This is a genomic window from Actinokineospora lacus (assembly GCF_053813445.1).
The window spans coordinates 203683-221993 of the sequence record NZ_JBQERA010000001.1 but is presented as its reverse complement, the minus strand read 5'-3'; the positions used below and the strand labels follow the sequence as shown (position 1 = coordinate 221993).

Here is an 18311-nt window from a genome sequence, read left to right as displayed (position 1 = left end):
GGGTGGCCGAACTGCTGACCGAGCGCGCGTTCATCGGCGTTGCCGCCACACTGCTCGTCCTGGGCCTGTTCGTGGTGCTGTGCAGGCCCAAGAAGTCCGGCTCGGTGCAGGACGCGGTGCTCGACGCCGTGCAGCGGCTGTCCAAGGCCGCCCCCGGGCTGCGCGGCGGGCTCACCGAGCAGGCGGCCGACCAGGCCAGCAAGCACCTGCTCGAACTGCTGAAGAACGTCGCCGTCGGCATGTGCGACGCCGACGGGCGGCTGATGTCCTGGGACGGGGAGGCCAACGAGCACTACGACGACCTGGCCGCCGCCACCGTCGAGGTCGTCAACCAGGGCACCCGCGCGCACGTCAAGCACGAGAACCTGCAGTGCAGCAAGCGCGGCAGCTGCCCGATGCGCGCCGCGGTGATCGTCCCGCTCATCGTCGACGGCCAGATCGAGGGCGCGCTGATCCTGGTCGGCGGCGTCGACAGCCGCCGCCTGATCCGCGCCGCCGACGAGGTGGCGACGTTCCTGCAGGTGCAGCTGGAGCTGGCCAAGCTCGACGAGCAGAAGCAGCAGCTCGCCCAGGCCGAGATCCGCGCCCTGCGCGCCCAGATCTCCCCGCACTTCATCTACAACGCCCTGAACACCATCTCCTCGCTGATCCGCTCCGACCCGGAGCAGGCCCGCGAGCTCCTGCAGGACTTCGCCGAGTTCACCCGCTACTCGTTCCGCACCTCCGGCATGTTCGCCACCCTCGCCGACGAGCTGGCCAACGTCGAGCGCTACCTGACCATCGAGTGCGCCCGCTACGGCGACCGGCTCAACGTCCGCTTCCGCATCGCCCCCGAGGTCCAGTCCGTGGTGGTGCCGTTCCTGGTGCTGCAGCCCCTGGTGGAGAACGCCGTGCGCCACGGCATCGCCAAGAAGCCCGGCGGCGGCACCATCGGCGTCTTCGCCCACGACCACGGCAACGAGGCCCTCATCGTCATCGAGGACGACGGCGTCGGCATGGACCCCGACCGCCTGCTGAAGGACCTCAGGGACGCCCACAAGACCGGCTCCCACGTCGGCGTCGGCAACATCAACCAGCGCATGCGCCAGGTCTTCGGCGACGGCCACGCCCTCATGGTCGACACCGCCCCCGGCCAGGGCACCAAGATCACCCTCCGGGTCCCCAAGTTCTTCCCCGGCGTCCGCATCGACCAGACCCCTTTCACCCCCGACGACGCCGAGCACACCGGCCCCCAGCGCGCCGTCCGCTGAAAGTTCAGAATGGGCTCATGGCTACCGAGGTTCAGTGGAGCGAGCTCCAGCGCGACCCCAAGAGTGTCGCCGCCCTCGCCGACGAGGTGACGTCCGCGTGCGCAGACGTGATGGCGCACCGCTGCTGCTGACCCGCGAAGACCGCGCCCAGACGACCGCGGAAGGGGCGCTGTTCGCGGCACGGGCCATGCGGACCGTCATGACGCACATCTCGGCCGAGGCGGTAGCTGAGGCACTTGTCGAGGAATGCCCGTGGGCGGATGTCCTGCCGCCCGAGGAACAGATCGAATTCGCCAGGGACGTCACCAGGGCGATCCAGGCTTCCGTTGAGCTTGACCAGTGGTCGGTCCTCACTCAGACCTTGCACGGAGATCGACGTAAGGTGGGGCGGTATGAGCGTCACCGAGAAGCTGGCCGCCCGGCTGCCCAGGATCGGCGAGCGGGGTGATCGTGGGCCTGTCGTGTCCGTTGTGCGGCTGCACGGGGTGATCAGCCCGACGCCGACGCCGTTGGCGGCTCGGGGGGTCATCAACACCACCACGACCGAGACCGCGCTGTCGCGGGCCTTCGACCACGACCGCCTGGTCGCCGTCGCGCTGGCGATCAACTCGCCCGGGGGCGCGCCGACGCAGTCGGCGATGGTGGCCGAGCGGATCAGGGAGCTGGCAGGCAAGCGGGGGGTGCCGGTGCTCGCGTTCTGCGAGGACGTCGCCGCCTCCGGCGGGTACTGGCTGGCCTGCGCGGGGGACGAGATCTTCGCGCACGGGTCCTCGATGGTGGGCTCCATCGGCGTGGTCACCGCGGGCTTCGGGCTCTCCGGGCTGCTGGAGCGCTTCGGGGTCGAGCGGCGGGTGCACACCGCGGGGACGCGCAAGGTGCGGCTCGACCCGTTCCAGCCGGAGAACCCCGAGGACGTCGCCTGGCTCAAGGACCTGCAGGGCCAGCTGCACGAGCAGTTCACCGCCTGGGTGCGCGAGCGCCGCGGGGACAAGCTCGTCGGCTCCGACGACGAGCTGTTCTCCGGCGAGGTCTGGACCGGCCTCAAGGCCAGGCAGCTCGGCCTCGTCGACGGCATCGGCACCCTGCGCGGGGTGATCGCCGAGCGCTACCCCGACGCCGAACTCGCCGTCGCCACGCCCAAGCGGCCGCTGCTGGCCCGGCTCGGGGTCAGCGCACCGGGGATGTCCACTCCGGACCGCGTACTCGCCGTGCTCGAAGCGGTGGAGTCGCGGGCCACCTGGTCCCGGTTCGGGCTCTGAGGACGACGAAAGCGTAAACGGAGCGTCACGATCCGCGCCGGTCCCTCACCTGGTGGGCGGACCGGATGTTTGGGCATAGACAGGCACGGTGGACACTCGGCAAGATGCAGGTCACCGTGAGTACCGCGAACCCCACCTCCGGACTTGTCGTCCTGGCCGTCGACGACGAGCCCGCAGGCATGGACCTGCTGGAGGAACGCCTGAGCGGCAACCGGCACGTGCGCCGGGTGCTCCGGGCCTTCGACGCCACCGAGGCACTGCTGATCCTGGCGGGCGACGACGCCGAGCTGGCCGGGCGCAAGCAGGCCGGGCTGTCGGTGGTCGACGCCGTGTTCGCCGACCTGGACATGCCCGGCCTCACCGGGATGGAGCTGGCCAAGGTGCTGGCCGGGTTCTCGCCCGCGCCGGTGCTGGTCTTCGTCACCGCGCACGCCCACGAGGCGGTCAACGCCTTCGACCTGGGCGCGGTGGACTACCTGCTCAAGCCCGCCGAGCAGCCGCGCATCGACAAGGCCGTCGAGCGGGTCATCGCCAAGATCGACCGCGACAGCGCCGAGAAGGCCCCCGCCGTGCCGGAGCAGCGCGACGACGAGGTGATCCCGGTCGAGCTGGCGGGCACCACCAAGCTCGTCTCGCGCGCCTCCGTGCGCTGGGTGGAGGCCCAGGGCGACTACGCCCGCCTGCACACCTCCGACGGCTCGCACCTGGTGCGCATTCCCTTGGCGCAGCTGGAGGAGCGCTGGGAGAAGGCCGGGTTCGTCCGCATCCACCGCAGCTACCTCGTCCCGCTGTCGCTGATCACCGAGCTGCGCATGGGCGGCTCCGGCTACTCCGTGGTCATCGGCCACGAGGAGAAGGTGCTGCCGGTCAGCAGGCGGCACACCCGCGAGCTGAAGGACCGGCTCGTGCGGGGCCAGGGCCGATGAGCAAGCACTCGGCGGCCGACGGCGCGGGCGAGGGGCGCGGCCCGTCGGCGCGCCCCCGCCGCAAGCGGGTGATCCTCGCCGACTCCGCCGCCCCGGTGACGCTGCTGCGCACCGTCGACGAGCTGGAGGAGCAGACCAGCTGGGCCGAGGAGGTCGTCAGCGAGTTCATCCGGGCCCAGATCCGCTCGGCGACGCTGCTCGCCTGCCTGGCCCTCGGCGTGCTCGGGGTGCTGCCCGCGCTGTTCTTCCTGCTGCCGGGGCTGTCCGCGGTGAGCGTCGCCGGGATCGCGCTGCCGTGGCTGCTGCTGGGGATCGCGCCGTTCCCGCTGCTGTTCGGGATCGGGTATTGGTACAACGTGCTGGCCGAGGAGCACGAGAAGGCCTTCGTCGGCATGGTCGAGAAGTAGCGCTCCTCCCTGCGAGCTTGGACGTGGATGGAATTCAACCCTTGGGCTGCCGCGGGCATCGTGCTGGTCAGCCTGGCCACCTTCGCGCTCGGGTACCGCAGTTCGCGGCTGGCCAACACCACGCAGGACTTCCTGGTCGCCCGGCGCACGGTGCGGTCCCGGCGCAACGCCGCCGCGGTGTCGGGGGAGTACCTGTCGGCCGCGTCGTTCCTCGGCGTGGCCGGGCTCGTGCTCAAGGACGGCGCCGACGCGCTGTGGTACCCGATCGGCTTCACCGCCGGGTACCTGGCGCTGATGCTGTTCGTCGCCGCGCCGCTGCGCCGCTCGGGGGCGTACACGCTGCCCGACTTCTGCGAGTTCCGGCTGCGCTCGGCGGGCCTGCGCAGGCTGGCCGCGGTGTTCGTGATCTTCATCGGGATGCTCTACATGGTCCCGCAGCTGCAGGGCGCCGGGCTGACCGTGCGGCACGTCCTGCCCGGGATGCCCACCCAGGTCGGCGCCGGGCTGGTGGCCGTGCTGGTGATCGTCAACGTGCTCGGCGGCGGGATGCGCGCGATCACCGTCGTGCAGGCCTTCCAGTACTGGATCAAGCTGTTCGCCATCGCCGCGCCCGCTTTCGTGCTGTGCGCGCTGTTCATCGGTGACGGCGGCGCGCGCGGCATCGGCGCCCGGGGGCTCTCCGAGCCGCTGCCGCCGCGGTTCACCGCCGCCGCGGTGATCGACGTCGAGACGCCGGTGGTGCTCTCGGTCGAGACCCCGGTGCGGCTGGTGGTGGAGGGCCCGAGGGGCGCGGCGCACACCTACTGGGGCGAGGGCGACCACGCCGTCGAGGCGGGCACCCGGCTGACCTTCGGCGCGGGCGACCCGGTGCCGGTGGTGCGCGGCGCGGCGGGCACCAACGCCGACTGGCAGAGCCCGGCGTCGGACACCGAGGACCTGCTCACGACGTACTCGCTGATCTTCGCGCTGTTCCTGGGCACGATGGGCCTGCCGCACGTGCTGGTCCGCTTCTACACCAACCCCGACGGGCAGGCCGCCCGGCGCACGACCCTGCACGTGATGCTGCTGCTGGGCCTGTTCTACCTGTTCCCGACGGTGATGGGCGCGCTGTCGCGGATCTACCTGCCCGAGCTGCTGGTCACCGGGCAGACCGACAGGGCGATGCTGCAGCTGCCGATGGCGGTGGTGGACAACGTCGCCGGGGAGATCCTGGGCGCGGTGGTGGCCGCGGGGGCGTTCGCGGCGTTCCTGTCGACGTCCTCGGGGCTGCTGGTGAGCGTGGCCGGGGTGCTGTCCACCGACGTGCTCAAGTCCAGGGTGCGCGACTTCCGGCTGGCCACCGCGATGGCGGGCGTGCTGCCGCTGACCGCGGCGCTGCTGCTGCGCCCCTCCGACCTGTCGCTGAGCGTGGGCATGTCCTTCGCGCTGGCCGCCTCGACGTTCTGCCCGGTGCTGCTGCTGGGCATCTGGTGGCGCAAGATCACCTGGGTCGGCGCGGCGGCCGGGATGCTGACCGGCGGGACGCTGGTGCTGACCGCCCTGGCGCTGACCACGGTCAGCGGGTACACCGGGGACTGGGCGCCCTGGTACGTGCAGCAGCCGGGCCTGGTCTCGGTGCCGCTGTCCTTCATCGCGGTGATCCTGATGAGCAAGGCGACCCAGCGGCACGTCCCGGCCGAGACCAAGCACATCCGGATGCGGATGCACGCCCCCGACCGCCTCGGCCTCATCCGCGACCGGGCCGCGGGCCTCGACGAGACCACCGCCCGCCACGCCCTGGGCAGACACCGCCGCTGACCCGTTGGTGGCGGTCTGCTAAACGCTCGACAGGTCGTCATGGAATTCCCCATCGAGTGACAAATGAATTCACTCAATAGCGGTACCGCGGCCAATAGGACGGCTATTCGTGACGGGCCTTGCGGAATAATGCCGTTCGGCGCATCACTCGACTGGTTGGCGATTTCGCCCTGAATGGCGGCATGCGTCGGTAAGGCCGCGTTCTATGGTGGCGCCTCGAATGCAATCGAGCGCGAAGGGTGTGCAAGTGACTCTCAGCCCAGCGGAAACCTCCTGGGAGCGAGTGCGGGAGGAGCCGGACTTCATCGAGTTGCGGCGACGGCTCCGCGGATTCGTCTTCCCGATGACCGCGGCGTTCCTGATCTGGTACCTGGCCTTCGTCCTGCTGGCCGATTACGCCCCGGAATTCATGTCCGCGCGGGTCGTCGGGAACATCACGGTCGGCCTCGTCCTCGGACTGGCCCAGTTCGCCTCGACCTTCCTCATCACCTTCCTCTACGTCCGCCACGCCGATCGCCGGATCGACCCGCTGGCCGACCGCATTCGGCACGACCTGGAGTCCCGATGACCCTCGCCCAGACGGCGGGCTCGAACACCGCGCTCAACCTCGCGATCTTCGCCGCGTTCGTGGCCGTGACCATGGTCGTGGTGTTCCGCGCCAGCAAGAACTCCCGCACCGCGTCGGACTACTACGCCGCCGGGCGCTCCTTCACCGGGCCGCAGAACGGCATCGCCATCTCCGGGGACTACCTCTCCGCGGCGTCGTTCCTCGGCATCGCGGGCGCGATCGCGCTCAACGGCTACGACGGCTTCCTCTACTCGATCGGCTTCCTGGTCGCCTGGCTGGTGGCGCTGCTGCTGGTGGCCGAACTGTTGCGCAACACCGGCAAGTACACGATGGGCGACGTGCTGGCCTTCCGGATGCGCCAGCGCCCGGTCCGCGCCGCGGCGGCGACCTCCACGCTGGCGGTGTCCTTCTTCTACCTGCTGGCCCAGATGGCGGGCGCGGGCGGCCTGGTCGCCCTGCTGCTCGGCATCACCGACAAGACCGGCCAGGCGCTGGTGATCGCCGTCGTCGGCGCCTTGATGATCATGTACGTGCTCATCGGCGGCATGAAGGGCACCACCTGGGTGCAGATCATCAAGGCCGCGCTGCTGATCACCGGCGCCGCGGTGATGACGGTGTGGGTGCTGGCGAAGTTCGGGCTCAACCTCTCCACCCTGCTCGGCGCGGCCGTCGAGGCCAGCCCGCAGGGCCAGGCCGTGCTGGGGCCGGGCCTGCAGTACGGCGCCAGCGAGACCAGCAAGCTGGACTTCCTGTCCCTGGCGATCGCGCTGGTGCTGGGCACCGCGGGCCTGCCGCACATCCTCATGCGCTTCTACACCGTGCCCTCCGCCAAGGAGGCGCGCCGGTCTGTGGTGTGGGCGATCGCGCTGATCGGGCTGTTCTACCTGTTCACCCTCGTCCTGGGCTACGGCGCGGCGGCGCTGGTCGGCCCGGAGGCGATCAGGAACGCCCCGGGCGGGGCCAACTCCGCGGCGCCGCTGCTGGCCGAGGCGCTGGGCGGGCCGGTGCTGCTCGGGTTCATCGCCGCGGTCGCCTTCGCCACGATCCTGGCCGTCGTCGCGGGCCTGACGATCACCGCGTCGGCGTCCTTCGCCCACGACATCTACGCCAACGTGATCAAGAAGGGGCAGGCCGACGACAAGGACTCCGAGGTCAGGGTCGCCAGGATCACCGCGGTCGTGATCGGCGCGGTGGCCATCGTCGGCGGCATCGCGGCCAACGGGCAGAACGTGGCGTTCCTCGTCGCGCTGGCCTTCGCGGTGGCGGCCTCGGCGAACCTGCCGACGATCCTGTACTCGCTGTTCTGGAGGAAGTTCAACACCACCGGCGCGCTGTGGAGCATCTACGGCGGCCTGACGGTGTGCGTGCTGCTGATCGTGCTGTCCCCGGCGGTGTCCGGCTCGCCCAAGGCGATGTTCCCCGACGCGGACTTCGACGTGTTCCCGCTGGCCAACCCGGGCCTGGTGTCCATCCCGGTGTCGTTCCTGCTCGGCTGGCTGGGCACCGTGCTCGGCAAGCCCGCCAGCGCGGCGAAGTACGCCGAGATGGAGGTCCGCGCGCTGACCGGCACGGGCGCGGAGAAGGCGGCGCTCACGCACTGAAGTGGGTGGGGGCGGTCCCTTGTGGCCGCCCCTTCACCAGCGTTCTACAGGTCGGCGTGGCAGCATCGGCACCGTGATGAACGTGCCCGCCGTGACCGTGACCGACCTCCCCGCGGACGCCGCGCTGCTGGACGTCCGGGAGCAAGACGAGTGGGACGCCGGGCACGCCCCCGACGCCGTCCACATCCCGATGGGCGAGCTGGCGGGCCGTCTCGACGAGCTGCCCCACTCGCCACTGCACGTGATCTGCCGCTCCGGCGGGCGCTCGGCCAGGGTCACCGCGTACCTCAACGCCAACGGCTGGGACGCGGTCAACGTCGACGGCGGCATGCAGTCCTGGGCCGCCGCGGGCAGGCCGATGGCCTGCGAGACCGGGACAGCCCCCGAGGTCATCTAGGTGCGCCCGACGCCGCCGGTGCGCTGGGAGGCCACGCCGCCCCCCGGCGCCTACCCCGCGCCGCGCCCGGCCCGGCGCATGGCCTACCTCGGCCCGCCGACTTACCGCACCCCGCCGCGCTGGGGCTTCCCCGCGCTGGCCTGGCGGCGTCCGACATCGATCCCCGGCGTGTCGATCCCCGGTGTGGGGGACGCGCCCGCGCCGCCGGTGCGGGTCCGCGCGCGGGCGACCTTCGCGCTGACCCTGCTGTGGACACTGGCGGTGCTGTCGGTCCTCGCCGCCGCCGCCGAGGTGTTCCGGTACACGCTGCTGCTCCGCGGGCGCACGAGCGCGCTCGTGCGCGACACCGTCGTCCTGTCCGACACCCTGGTGGTGACCGCCGCGTCGCTGGCGCTGGTGGCGGCGCTGTGCGCGGTGGCCGCGACGCTGTGGTGGTTCTTCGCCGCCCGGCGCGCCGCGGGCGAGCAGGCGGGCTACCTGCCCGCCCGGCCGGACCGGCACGTGCTGCCGAGCCTGCTGGTCCCCGGGGTGAACCTGGTGGTGGCCGGCTCGGCGATGGCCGAGCTGGAGCACTCGACGCTGGAGCGGCCCGCGGATGCCCGCCCGTCGCCCAGCGGGCTCGTCCGGGCCTGGTGGGTGGTCCTGGCGGTGTGCGGCGCGCTGTTCGCCGTGACGGTCCTGTGGCGCCTCCGCGACGGGGTGCAGGCGCTGGCCGACGGGGTGCTGCTGGCCGCCGCGACCGACCTCGCCGCCGCGGCCGCCGCCGTCATGACGGCGCTGGTGGTCACCAGGCTCACCAGGCTGCTGGCCCCCATCGACCCGGCCTCGGTGCCCCGCCTGCGGCTGATCAGGGTCACCGGCGCCCCCGACCCCGCCCGGCGCGCCCGGCCGGAGAACTCCCGCCGCTGAGCCCGGCTGTCGCTGAGCCCGGCTGGCGTCGAACCGGTCAGCCCGTGACGGCGAGGGCGGCCCAGCCGCGGATCACGAACTCGGGCCTGCGGACCGGGTCGGCGGCCAGTCGCAGGTCCGGCATCCGCGCCAGCAGCGCGCGCAGCGCGGCGGCGATCTCGACGCGGGCCAGCGGGGCGCCGACGCAGTAGTGGATGCCCGCGCCGAAGCCCAGGTGCGGGTTGGGCGCGCGGCCGACGTCGAGGCGGTCCGGGTCGGGGAAGACGGCCGGGTCGCGGGCGGCGGCGCCGAGCAGGGCGGCGATCTTCGCCCCCGGCTCGACCCGGTGGCCCGCGATCTCCACCGGCTCGGTCGCCGTGCGCTCGAACAGTTGCAGGGGCGCGTCGTAGCGGATCAGCTCCTCGACCGCGGTGGGCAGCAGGGCGGGGTCCGCGCGCAGCCTGGCCCACTCGGCGGGGTGGGTGAGCAGGGCGTGCACGCCGTTGCCGATGACGTTGACCGTCGCCTCGTGCCCGGCCATGAGCAGCAGCACCGCGGTGGCGACCAGCTCGTCGTCGCTGAGCCGGTCGGAGCCGTCCCGCACGGCGACCAGGTCGGAGATCAGGTCGGGACCGGGATGGTCGCGGCGGTGCGCGGCCAGCTCGCGCAGGTAGGCGACGAACTCGGCGGCGGCGGTCTCCGCGGCGGCGGCCTGCTCGGCGGCCAGGCCGTACTCGTACATCTTCACGATCGCGTTCGACCACGGCTGCAGCAGCCCGCGGTCGGCCTCGGGCACGCCGAGCAGCTCCCCGATCACCGCGATCGGCAGCGGCGCGGCCACGTGCGCCAGGAGGTCGGCGGACCCGTCGCGCCGGGCCGCGTCGGCCAGGCCCGCGACCATGTCCTCGGCCAGCTCCCGCACCCGCGGCCGCAGCCGCTCGGTGTGGCCCCGCCCGAACGCCGCGGAGATGAGCCGCCGCAGCCGGGTGTGCGTCGGCGGCTCGCTCTCCAGCAGCGAGTTGCGGTGCAGCAGGTTGACCGCGGCGAACGCCTCCACCGGGCGGGCGTCCGCCCACACCCGGCCGAGGCCCCGGTGCCGCAGCACCGCGGAGCAGGCCCCGTGCGAGACGGCCACCGCCAGGCCCAGCGCGGCGCTGTGGTGCACCTGCGCCTCGGCGCGCAGCCGGGCGAACACCGGGTACGGGTCGGCGATGAACCGCGGGTCGGCGGGGTCGAACGTCATGGGGCCCACGCTAACCGTGTTCTTCTGGGGACCGGGCCGGCATCATCCGCGGCGTGCAGCCCGCCGTCGTCGCCCACCGCGGTGCCTCCGCGCTCGCCGCCGAGCACACCCTGGCCGCCTACGACCTGGCCCTGACCCAGGGGGCCGACGCCCTGGAGTGCGACGTCCGCCTGACCCGCGACGGGCACCTGGTCTGCGTGCACGACCGCCGCGTCGACCGCACGACCAACGCCCGCGGGGTGGTCAGCACCCTGTCCCTGGCCGAGATGGCGCTGCTGGACTACGGCGGCGAGGTCGGCGTGCTGACGCTGGACGCGCTGCTCGGCCTCGCGGTCGACCACGGCGCGCGGCTGTTCGTCGAGACCAAGCACCCGGTGCGCTACGGCGGTCTGGTGGAGACGAAGCTGGTGGCGCTGCTGGCCAGGCACGGCCTGGCCGCGCCGTCCACAAAGGACGAGTCGCCGGTCGTGGTGATGTCCTTCTCCACCCTGGCCGTGCGCCGGGTGCGGACGGCGGCGCCCCTGCTGCCGACGGTCCTGCTGCTGAGCCAGCTGTGGCCGACCCAGCGCGACGGCACGCTGCCGCCGTGGGCGGACTACACCGGCCCCAGCATCGGCCTGCTCCGCCGCGACCCCGGCTACGTCGCCCGCGCCGCCCGCCACGGCCACGCCACGTACTGCTGGACCGTCGACGAGCCGCGCGACGCGGCGCTGTGCGCGGACATCGGCGTCCGGTGGATCGCCACGAACGCCCCGGCGTCGACCCGGGCCGCCCTGGCCGGTCCGGGAGTGTGACCTGCCACCGGGCCGATAAGGGCGGTTGGGTAGCGTCAAACGCATAGGTGTCCCCGGTCTCGACGAGGAGTGCCCAGGTGTCCAAGCGATCCGCGGTGAAGAGCGCGCGCAAGGTCAAGGAGCAGGACTCCTCGGGCGTCAACCCGCGCCAGCCCTGCCCGTGCGGCTCAGGCAAGCGCTACAAGGCGTGCCACGGCTCCTCGGGCGGTGTGGTCGACGTGCCGGTGGCCCGGCCGTTCGAGGGGCTGGCGTTCGAGTGCGAGCTGGTGGCGCTGCGCGAGTTCGTGCCGTCGGGCACGGCCAAGCTGGCCCTCAAGGACCAGGGCGAGCGAGAGGTGACGCTGGCGACGGTGCTGCCGATGGCCGCCGCCGCGCTCGTGCGCGCCGACGGGGTGGCTTTCCTCGGGCTGCAGGTCCAGACCCGCTCCAACGACATCAGCCGCGACCTCGCCAGGGCTCTGCGCTGGCTGATGACGGCCGAGGCGGGCGACGTGCTCTCCGTTGTCGGCCCCGAGGTCGACCCCGGCTCGGAGCCCGAGCGGCTGCAGGACCTGGTCGACACCGATGCCGAGCTGACCGTCGAGGTGCACGCCGACTTCGGCTGGTGGCTGCCCGAGGGCAGCGAGCCCTCCGGCGACGTCGCGCTGTCCCTGGAGCGCGCCAACCAGGCCATCCTGCCCACCGAGCAGGTCGGCCCGGCCGCCTACTGGGTCGACGCGGGGGAGAAGGCCCACCTGCGCTGGGTGCGCCCGGAGCCCGAGGAGCGCCTGCTGGCCGCGCTGGCCCGCCTGCACGCCCGCGGGGAGCTGGCCATGGGCGAGGGCTCGCGCTACGCGGGCTCGTTCCGCGCCCACGGCCTGCTGGTACCGGTGTGGGACCTCGACCGGGAGCTGCACGCCCGTGAGTGGGCGGCCCCGGCCACCGACCTCGGCGCGCGCGTCGACGCCGCCCTGGCCTCGCTGGACAGCGACCCGCTGACCGGCGCCGAGCGCCGCGCCCGCGACGGCCTCCTCGGCAGGCAGATCACCATCCGATGATCCTGCACATCCTCCCGCGGGCGCAGTGGCCCGCGGCCGAGCTGCGGCCGCTGGGCGCCGAGGAGTTCATCCACTGCTCGGACTTCGGCACCGCGCACCTGCCTGCCAACCGGATCTTCCAGGGCCGCGACGACCTGGTCCTCCTGGAGATCGATCCCGCGCTGCTGGACGTCCCGGTGCGCTGGGAGCCCGGCTCGCCGCCGATCCCAGACGGCCCCTGGTTCCCGCACGTCTACGGGCCGATCACGGCCGCCGCGGTGGTCGCCGTCCACGACTTCCCGCCCGGCCCGGACGGGCGGTTCACGCTGCCCGCCGCGCTGGCCCACCGCTAGGCACGACCTGGACATGACAAGAGCGGGCGGCCTGGGCCGCCCGCTCTTGTCATGTCGTGCTGATCAGACGGTGCCGCCCGCGATGCGCGGGGCCAGGGGATCGGTGTTGTCGGTGGCGCCGACGTGCTCGCGGGCGAGGAAGTCCTCGACGTGGAACAGGTTGCCCTCGGCGCGCTTGACGACGTTGAGCAGGCTGGTCATCTGGGCGACTTCCTCGACCTGCTCCTTGAGGAACCACTGCATGAACTGCTCGCCCGCGTAGTCGTCCTCGTCGCGGGCGACCTTCGCCAGGGCGATGATGTCGTCGGTGACGCCGCGCTCCTGCTGGAGCGCCAGGGCGACGAGGTCGGCCACCTCGCCGAATTCGTTGCGGACCTCGTCGACCCCGGGAATGGTCACCGGGATGTCCTTGTCGATGAGGTACTGCACGATCATCATGGCGTGGTTGCGCTCCTCGAGCGACTGCCGGTAGAAGTGCCGGGCCAGCTGGGGAAGGTCTTCGCTGTCGAACCACACGGCCAGCGCCACGTACTGCTGGGAGGCCGTGAACTCGTTGCGGATCTGGGCCTGCAGCAGGCGATGGAACTTCGAGGTCATGCTGAGGAGAATACGTTCGATCCGGTGGTTTCGCGATCCTTTCGAGGTAATTCCCGGTCCATTTCTGTCACATTAGGCAAGCCTATCGGAACGCTATTCAGGTTAGGCATTCCTAATGATTCACCCCATAGGGGGAACGGGTCGGATGCGGGCCGCGCCCGGGAGGTGACAAGATCACCGTACTTCCAGGGAGGCCCGTGTGTTGTTCACTCGATCGGTGGGGCGATGATGTCGGAGAAGGGCTGGCTGACCGGCGTCCTGATCGTCCTGATGCTCGTCTTCGGCGCGGGGGCGTTCCTGGCGGTGCGGTGGGTGCTCGCCTAGAGCGCGTCGCGGTGGACCGGGCAGGACATGCAGCGGGGGCCGCCGCGGCCGGTGCCCAGCTCCGAGCCGCTGATCCGCAGCACCTCGATGCCCGCGTCCTCCAGCCGGGAGTTGGTCTCGACGTTGCGCTCGTAGGCCACGACGACACCCGGCGCGACGGCCAGGGTGTTGTTGCCGTCGTCCCACTGCTCGCGCTCGGCGGTGACCGGGTCGAGGCCGGTGTCGATCACTCGCAGCCGGTCGATCCCCATGGCCGCCGCGGCGGCGTCGAGGAACGGCGTCGGGCCGTCGACCACGACGCCCCCGTCGGACATGCGCAGGGAGTACGCCTGCAGGGTGTCGCGCACCGCCGGGTACATCACCACCGCGTCGCGGTCGACCATCGTGCACACGGTGTCCAGGTGCATGGTGGCGCGGTCCTGGGCGATGGGCACGGCCAGCACGGTGTGCGCGAGCCCGTCGGCGAAGGCGGAGCGGGCCAGCGACTCCGCGCCCGCGGGCGTGGTCCGCTCGCCGACGCCGATGGCCAGCACGCCCGGGGCCAGCAGCAGCACGTCGCCGCCCTCGACCGGGGCGGAGCTCGCCCCGTAGGCGCGGCCCGCGGCCCGGAAGCGCGGGTGGTAGGCGTAGACCAGGTCCAGCAGCGCGGTCTCGCGCGCGCGGGCGGGCATCGCCAGCGACGCGATCGCCACCCGGTCGCCGATCCACACCGACGAGTCGCGGGTGAACAGCAGGTTGGGCAGCGGGTCGACCACGAAGTCGTGCGGGTGGTGCATCTTGCGCACCAGCGAGGCGCCCTCGGCGGCGGGCAGCTCCTCGAAGGTCATGCCCGCCATCAGCACGTCGGCCAGGCCCTTGGCGTCGACCGTGGACAGGTAGCCCGCCAGCGCGTCGGCCAGCTCGTTGCCGATGCGCCGCCGGTCGACGGCGGTGGCCGCGGCGGCGGCGTGCGCGCGCTCGTCGGCCAGGGCGGCGACCAGGGCGTCGGAGAGCAGCATGACCTCCACGCCGCGCCTGCCGAGCACCTCGGCGAAGATGTCGTGCTCGTCCTGCGCGCGGTCGACCCACGGGATGCTGTCGAACAGCAGCTGGTCGTTGTTGCGCGGGGTGAGCCGCTTGAGCTCGTTGCCTGGCCGGTGCAGCAGCACCGTGCGCAGCGGCCCCACCTCGCTGTCGACCCGGGGCGCGGGCGCGGGGTTCTCGGCGTCGGGCACGGGAAGGTCGGTCACGTCCGGCAGCGTAACCAGTCGGTAAGGAAAATGCCGCCGCTGACCGGGCAGACTGGAAGAAGAAGCCGGAATCGGTGAAGGCGTTTGTCGGTTCGTTAAACGAAAGGCTGCATTGATGCGCGGTTTGTTGCGCAAGAAGGTCACTTGGGTGGCGCTGGCGTTCGTGGTTGTCGTCGCGACCGTCGGTTTGTGGGCTTTCCAGCCCTGGAAGGTGTTCACCCGCAGCGAGGTGGACGAGGCGCTGCCCGCGGGGTTCGCGGTCGAGGCCCCGCTGACCACGGCCGCCCCCACGACCACCGCGGCCCAACCGACGTCCCAGCCGATGGCCCAGCCGACATCCCAGCCGATGGCCCAGCCGACGACCGGCGCGGCCAAGCCCATGACCGCGGCGCCGACGACCACCGCCCCCGCCGGACCGGCGGTCCTCGCCCAGGGCGCCTTCGTCAGCCAGGAGCACGAGACCCGCGGCACCGCCCGCGTGCTGGAGCAGAACGGCGCCCGCCTGCTGCGCCTGGAGGGCTTCTCCACCTCCGACGGGCCCGACATCCACGTGTGGATCACCGACGCCACCGCGGGCGGCGAGTGGGGCAAGTACGACGACGGCCGCTACCTGCGCCTCGGCAAGGTCAAGGCCACCGACGGCAACCAGAACTACGCCATCCCCGCCGACGCCGACCTCGACGGGATGCGCAGCGTCGTCATCTGGTGCGACCGCTTCAACGTGGCCTTCGGCTCGGCGCCCCTCGACCTCTAGAGATCCTGCCTGTCCTTAGATCCTGCCTGTCCTTAACCTTGGCTGGCCTCTCAGAGATCCTGGCTGGCCCGCGACGCCGCTGTCGCGGTCTCGGCGCCCGCGAGCTGGCGGGCGGTGTTCACCAGGCCGACCAGGCTGAACGCCTGTGGCGTGTTGCCCACCTGCCTGCCCGCGGCCACGTCGTACTCCTCGCTCAGCATCCCGACGTCGTTGCGCAGCGACAGCAGGTGCTCGAACAGCTCCCGAGCCTCCCCGGCGCGGCCGGTGGCGGCCAGGGCGTCGGCCAGCCAGAACGAGCAGGCCAGGAACGCGCCCTCGGTGCCGGGCAGCCCGTCGACGGCCTCGGCCAGCTCGGGCCGGTAGCGCAGCACCAGCCCGTCGACGCACAGGTCCCCGCGGATCGCCTCGATCGTGCCGAGGACGCGCTCGTCGTCCCACGGCAGGAAGCCGACCCTGGGCAGCAGGAGCAGCGCGGCGTCGAGGCCCTCGGAGCCGTAGAACTGGGTGAAGGCGCCCCGCTCGGCGTCGTAGCCCTTGGCGCACACCTCGGCGTGGATCTGGTCGCGGACCGCGCGCCAGCGGTCGGCCGGGCCGTCGAGGCCGTGGTGCTCGACGCTGTGCACGGCGCGGTCCAGGCCCGCCCAGGCCATCACCTTGGAGTGGGTGAAGTGCCTGCGCGGCCCGCGGACCTCCCACAGGCCGTTGTCCGGCTCGTCCCAGTGCCCCTCCAGCCAGTCGAGCAGGGCGCGCTGGACGTCCCAGGCGGTGTCGTCGGCGGGCAGGCCCGCCTCCCTGGCCAGGTGCAGGCCGTCGAGGACCTCGCCCCACACGTCGAGCTGGAACTGGTCGGCTGCGCCGTTGCCGACCCGGACCGGGCCGGAGCCCTCGTAGCCCGACAGCCAGGGCAGCGTGTACTCCGGCAGCCGCCGCGTGCCGTCGAGGCCGTACATGATCTGCAGCTTCGCCGGGTCGCCCGCGACCGCGCGGACCAGCCACTCGCGCCAGGCGTGCGCCTCGTCGACGAACCCGGTGCCCAGCAGGGCCTGCAGGGTGACCGTGGAGTCGCGCAGCCAGCAGTACCGGTAGTCCCAGTTGCGGGAGCCGCCGAGCAGTTCGGGCAGCGACGTGGTGGCCGCGGCGATGATGCCCCCGGTCGGGGCGTAGGTCAGCGCCTTGAGCAGCACCAGCGAGCGCCGCACGTCCTCGGCCCACGGACCGGTGTAGGTGCACTTGGCCATCCACGCCGACCAGAACGCCTCGGTCTCGGCGATCGCCCGCTCGGGGTCGACGGCGTGCGGCTGCGGCAGGTGCGAGAGCTGGTACGTCAGCACGAACGGCACCCGCTCGCCCGGCCCGACGGTGAACTCCGCGTGGGTGGCCAGGTCCCGGCCGTGGGTGGGCACCGGCGTGTGCAGCCAGACCGCGTCCGGCCCGGCGACCGCGGCGAGGCTGTGGCCGTCGCTCCTGACCCACGGCGCGACGCTGCCGTAGTCGAAGCGCAGCCGCAGCAGCATCCGCATCGGGACCCGCCCGGAGACGCCCTCCACCACGCGGACCACGTCGGCGGCCTCGCCGCGCGGGGGCATGCAGTCGATGACCCGGACGGTGCCCTCCGGGGTGTCCCACTCGGACTCCAGCACCAGGGAGTCGCCCCGGTAGGCGCGCCGCGTCGCCGGGCCGCCCGCGGCCGGGCCGATCTGCCAGCGCCCGGCGCTCTCGTCGTGCAGCAGGGCGGCGAAGCAGGCCGGGGAGTCGAAGCGGGGCAGGCACAGCCAGTCGATGCCGCCGTCGCGGCCGACCAGCGCGGCCGTCTGCAGGTCGCCGAGCAGGGCGTAGTCCTCAAGCAGCATGGCTCTCCCCCAGGGTGAGGACGACCTTCACGTCGTGTTCGCGGGGCTCCAGCGCCTCGTCGAGCCGGTCGAGGGGGACGCGGCGGCTGATGAGCCCGGCCAGCCAGTCCAGGTCGGCCTCGGCGAGGGCGACCGCGGCCTGGCGGAAGTGGCGCTGGTTGGCGTTGACCGAGCCGATGACGACGTCGTTCTCCAGCACCATCTCCCGGTTGATCGCGCCCGCGTCGACCGGGATCACGCGGCCGCCGGTGGACACCCCGGTGAGGCAGACGATGCCGTAGCCGCCGGTCTCGGCGATCGCGTCGATGATGACCGGTCCCGCGCCGGTGGCCTCGATGATGATGTCCGGGCGGGCCTTGTCGGCGACCTCGGGGACGGTGGTGCTGTGGTAGGTGGCGCCGAGGGCGGCGACCAGGTTCGGCTTGGGGCCGTCGGTCACCCGGTCGAGGACGTGCACGTCGAAACCCTGCTGCACGCCGAGCAGCGCCGCGAGCAGGCCGATCGGGCCCGCGCCGGTGACCAGCACCCGCTGCGGCTCGAACCAGGACCGCTCGCCGACGCGGCGCACCTGCTCCCACGCCTTGGCCACCACGCTGGTCGGTTCCATGAGCATCCCGACGTGCTCAAGGGCCGGGTCGATGACCACGGCGTAGGCGGGGTCGACCGACCAGCGCTCGCTGCCGTAGCCGTCGGCCCCCTTGATGCCGCGCTCGGTGTAGCGGCCGTTGCGGCACATGTCGAATTCCCCGTGCGCGCACGCCCCGCACGGCACCGGGTCCGGCCGCCGGACCACGCCCGCGACCAGGTCGCCCTCGGCGAAACCGCTGCCCCCGGGCGCGCGCACCACCCTGCCGAGCGACTCGTGGCCGATGACCAGCCGGTCGCGGCCGGGGGCGGGGGCGCCGTAGTGGCCCGCGGCGATCTCCCGGTCGGTGCCGCAGATGCCGATGGCCAGGCCGTCGACCAGCAGGTCCCCCGGCCCTGGTTCGGGTTCCGGCACGTCGGTGACCGTCGCTTGTCCTGGCGTCCCGGGCATGACCGTCACAGCGCGCATGAGG

18 protein-coding genes are annotated in these 18311 nt (G+C 72.5%); 13 read left to right on the top strand and 5 right to left on the bottom strand.

What is annotated here, in order from left to right; all coding sequences use genetic code 11:
- The first annotated feature begins 2 nt into the window (after positions 1-2).
- The 9 genes from ACTG9Q_RS01135 to ACTG9Q_RS01095 all read left to right on the top strand — a co-directional run bounded on the left by ACTG9Q_RS01135 (position 3) and on the right by ACTG9Q_RS01095 (position 9114).
- Positions 3-1250: a sensor histidine kinase gene (locus tag ACTG9Q_RS01135; RefSeq protein ID WP_455570657.1), complete on the top strand. Its 1248-nt coding sequence runs from the start codon at positions 3-5 to the stop codon at positions 1248-1250.
- 392 nt (positions 1251-1642) lie between these two features.
- Positions 1643-2509, top strand: coding sequence for a S49 family peptidase (locus tag ACTG9Q_RS01130; protein WP_455570656.1), 867 nt, complete (start codon positions 1643-1645; stop codon positions 2507-2509).
- A 104-nt stretch (positions 2510-2613) separates the two neighbouring features.
- Positions 2614-3435, top strand: a complete 822-nt coding sequence (locus ACTG9Q_RS01125; RefSeq protein ID WP_455570655.1) for a LytR/AlgR family response regulator transcription factor — start codon at positions 2614-2616, stop codon at positions 3433-3435.
- The gene (locus tag ACTG9Q_RS01120) at positions 3432-3842 is read left to right on the top strand and encodes a hypothetical protein (RefSeq protein ID WP_455570654.1); all 411 of its coding nucleotides are present in this window, start codon (positions 3432-3434) and stop codon (positions 3840-3842) included. Before ACTG9Q_RS01125 ends, ACTG9Q_RS01120 begins: the two co-directional genes overlap by 4 nt.
- Before the next feature lie 27 nt (positions 3843-3869).
- Positions 3870-5639 carry a sodium/solute symporter gene (locus tag ACTG9Q_RS01115; protein ID WP_455570653.1) on the top strand — a complete coding sequence of 590 codons (1770 nt, stop codon included), beginning with the start codon at positions 3870-3872 and terminating at the stop codon, positions 5637-5639.
- A gap of 247 nt (positions 5640-5886) precedes the next feature.
- Entirely contained in the window at positions 5887-6207 is a 321-nt protein-coding gene (locus tag ACTG9Q_RS01110) for a DUF485 domain-containing protein (RefSeq protein WP_455570652.1), read from the top strand.
- On the top strand, positions 6204-7808 hold the full coding sequence (locus ACTG9Q_RS01105) for a solute symporter family protein (RefSeq protein ID WP_455570651.1): 1605 nt from the start codon (positions 6204-6206) through the stop codon (positions 7806-7808). The genes ACTG9Q_RS01110 and ACTG9Q_RS01105 overlap by 4 nt, the downstream gene beginning before the upstream one ends.
- Before the next feature lie 76 nt (positions 7809-7884).
- The gene (locus ACTG9Q_RS01100; protein ID WP_455571292.1) at positions 7885-8205 is read left to right on the top strand and encodes a rhodanese-like domain-containing protein; all 321 of its coding nucleotides are present in this window, start codon (positions 7885-7887) and stop codon (positions 8203-8205) included.
- Positions 8206-9114 (top strand): DUF4328 domain-containing protein, encoded by a 909-nt coding sequence (locus tag ACTG9Q_RS01095; RefSeq protein WP_455570650.1) that lies wholly within the window; start codon positions 8206-8208, stop codon positions 9112-9114. It begins immediately after the preceding gene.
- Positions 9115-9151: 37 nt separating this feature from the next.
- Here the strand turns inward: ACTG9Q_RS01095 and ACTG9Q_RS01090 are convergent, their stop codons facing one another.
- A complete protein-coding gene (locus ACTG9Q_RS01090) occupies positions 9152-10336 on the bottom strand; it encodes a cytochrome P450 (protein WP_455570649.1) in 1185 nt (394 codons plus the stop codon).
- A 53-nt stretch (positions 10337-10389) separates the two neighbouring features.
- On the opposite strand from ACTG9Q_RS01090, the gene ACTG9Q_RS01085 reads away from it, so the two are divergent.
- From ACTG9Q_RS01085 to ACTG9Q_RS01075, 3 genes are all read left to right on the top strand, one after another.
- On the top strand, positions 10390-11130 hold the full coding sequence (locus ACTG9Q_RS01085; protein WP_455570648.1) for a glycerophosphodiester phosphodiesterase: 741 nt from the start codon (positions 10390-10392) through the stop codon (positions 11128-11130).
- A 77-nt stretch (positions 11131-11207) separates the two neighbouring features.
- Positions 11208-12167, top strand: a complete 960-nt coding sequence (locus tag ACTG9Q_RS01080; RefSeq protein ID WP_455570647.1) for a DUF5926 family protein — start codon at positions 11208-11210, stop codon at positions 12165-12167.
- Complete coding sequence (locus tag ACTG9Q_RS01075) at positions 12164-12499, top strand: DUF952 domain-containing protein (RefSeq protein ID WP_455570646.1); 336 nt, start codon at positions 12164-12166, stop codon at positions 12497-12499. Before ACTG9Q_RS01080 ends, ACTG9Q_RS01075 begins: the two co-directional genes overlap by 4 nt.
- A 63-nt stretch (positions 12500-12562) precedes the next feature.
- Here the strand turns inward: ACTG9Q_RS01075 and ACTG9Q_RS01070 are convergent, their stop codons facing one another.
- Together ACTG9Q_RS01070 and ACTG9Q_RS01065 are read right to left on the bottom strand one after the other, a co-directional pair.
- Positions 12563-13096 carry a ferritin gene (locus ACTG9Q_RS01070; protein ID WP_455570645.1) on the bottom strand — a complete coding sequence of 178 codons (534 nt, stop codon included), beginning with the start codon at positions 13094-13096 and terminating at the stop codon, positions 12563-12565.
- A 320-nt stretch (positions 13097-13416) separates the two neighbouring features.
- Positions 13417-14649, bottom strand: coding sequence for an arginine deiminase (locus tag ACTG9Q_RS01065; protein WP_455570644.1), 1233 nt, complete (start codon positions 14647-14649; stop codon positions 13417-13419).
- Between the two features lie 115 nt (positions 14650-14764).
- Between ACTG9Q_RS01065 and ACTG9Q_RS01060 the strand changes: the two genes are divergently transcribed.
- A complete protein-coding gene (locus tag ACTG9Q_RS01060; protein WP_455570643.1) occupies positions 14765-15403 on the top strand; it encodes a DM13 domain-containing protein in 639 nt (212 codons plus the stop codon).
- 50 nt (positions 15404-15453) lie between these two features.
- Here ACTG9Q_RS01060 and ACTG9Q_RS01055 read toward each other — a convergent pair whose 3' ends face one another.
- Positions 15454-17253, bottom strand: a complete 1800-nt coding sequence (locus tag ACTG9Q_RS01055; RefSeq protein WP_455570642.1) for a glycoside hydrolase family 15 protein — start codon at positions 17251-17253, stop codon at positions 15454-15456.
- Positions 17243-18307: a glucose 1-dehydrogenase gene (locus ACTG9Q_RS01050; protein ID WP_455570641.1), complete on the bottom strand. Its 1065-nt coding sequence runs from the start codon at positions 18305-18307 to the stop codon at positions 17243-17245. The genes ACTG9Q_RS01055 and ACTG9Q_RS01050 overlap by 11 nt, the downstream gene beginning before the upstream one ends.
- Between the last annotated feature and the right edge of the window lie 4 nt (positions 18308-18311).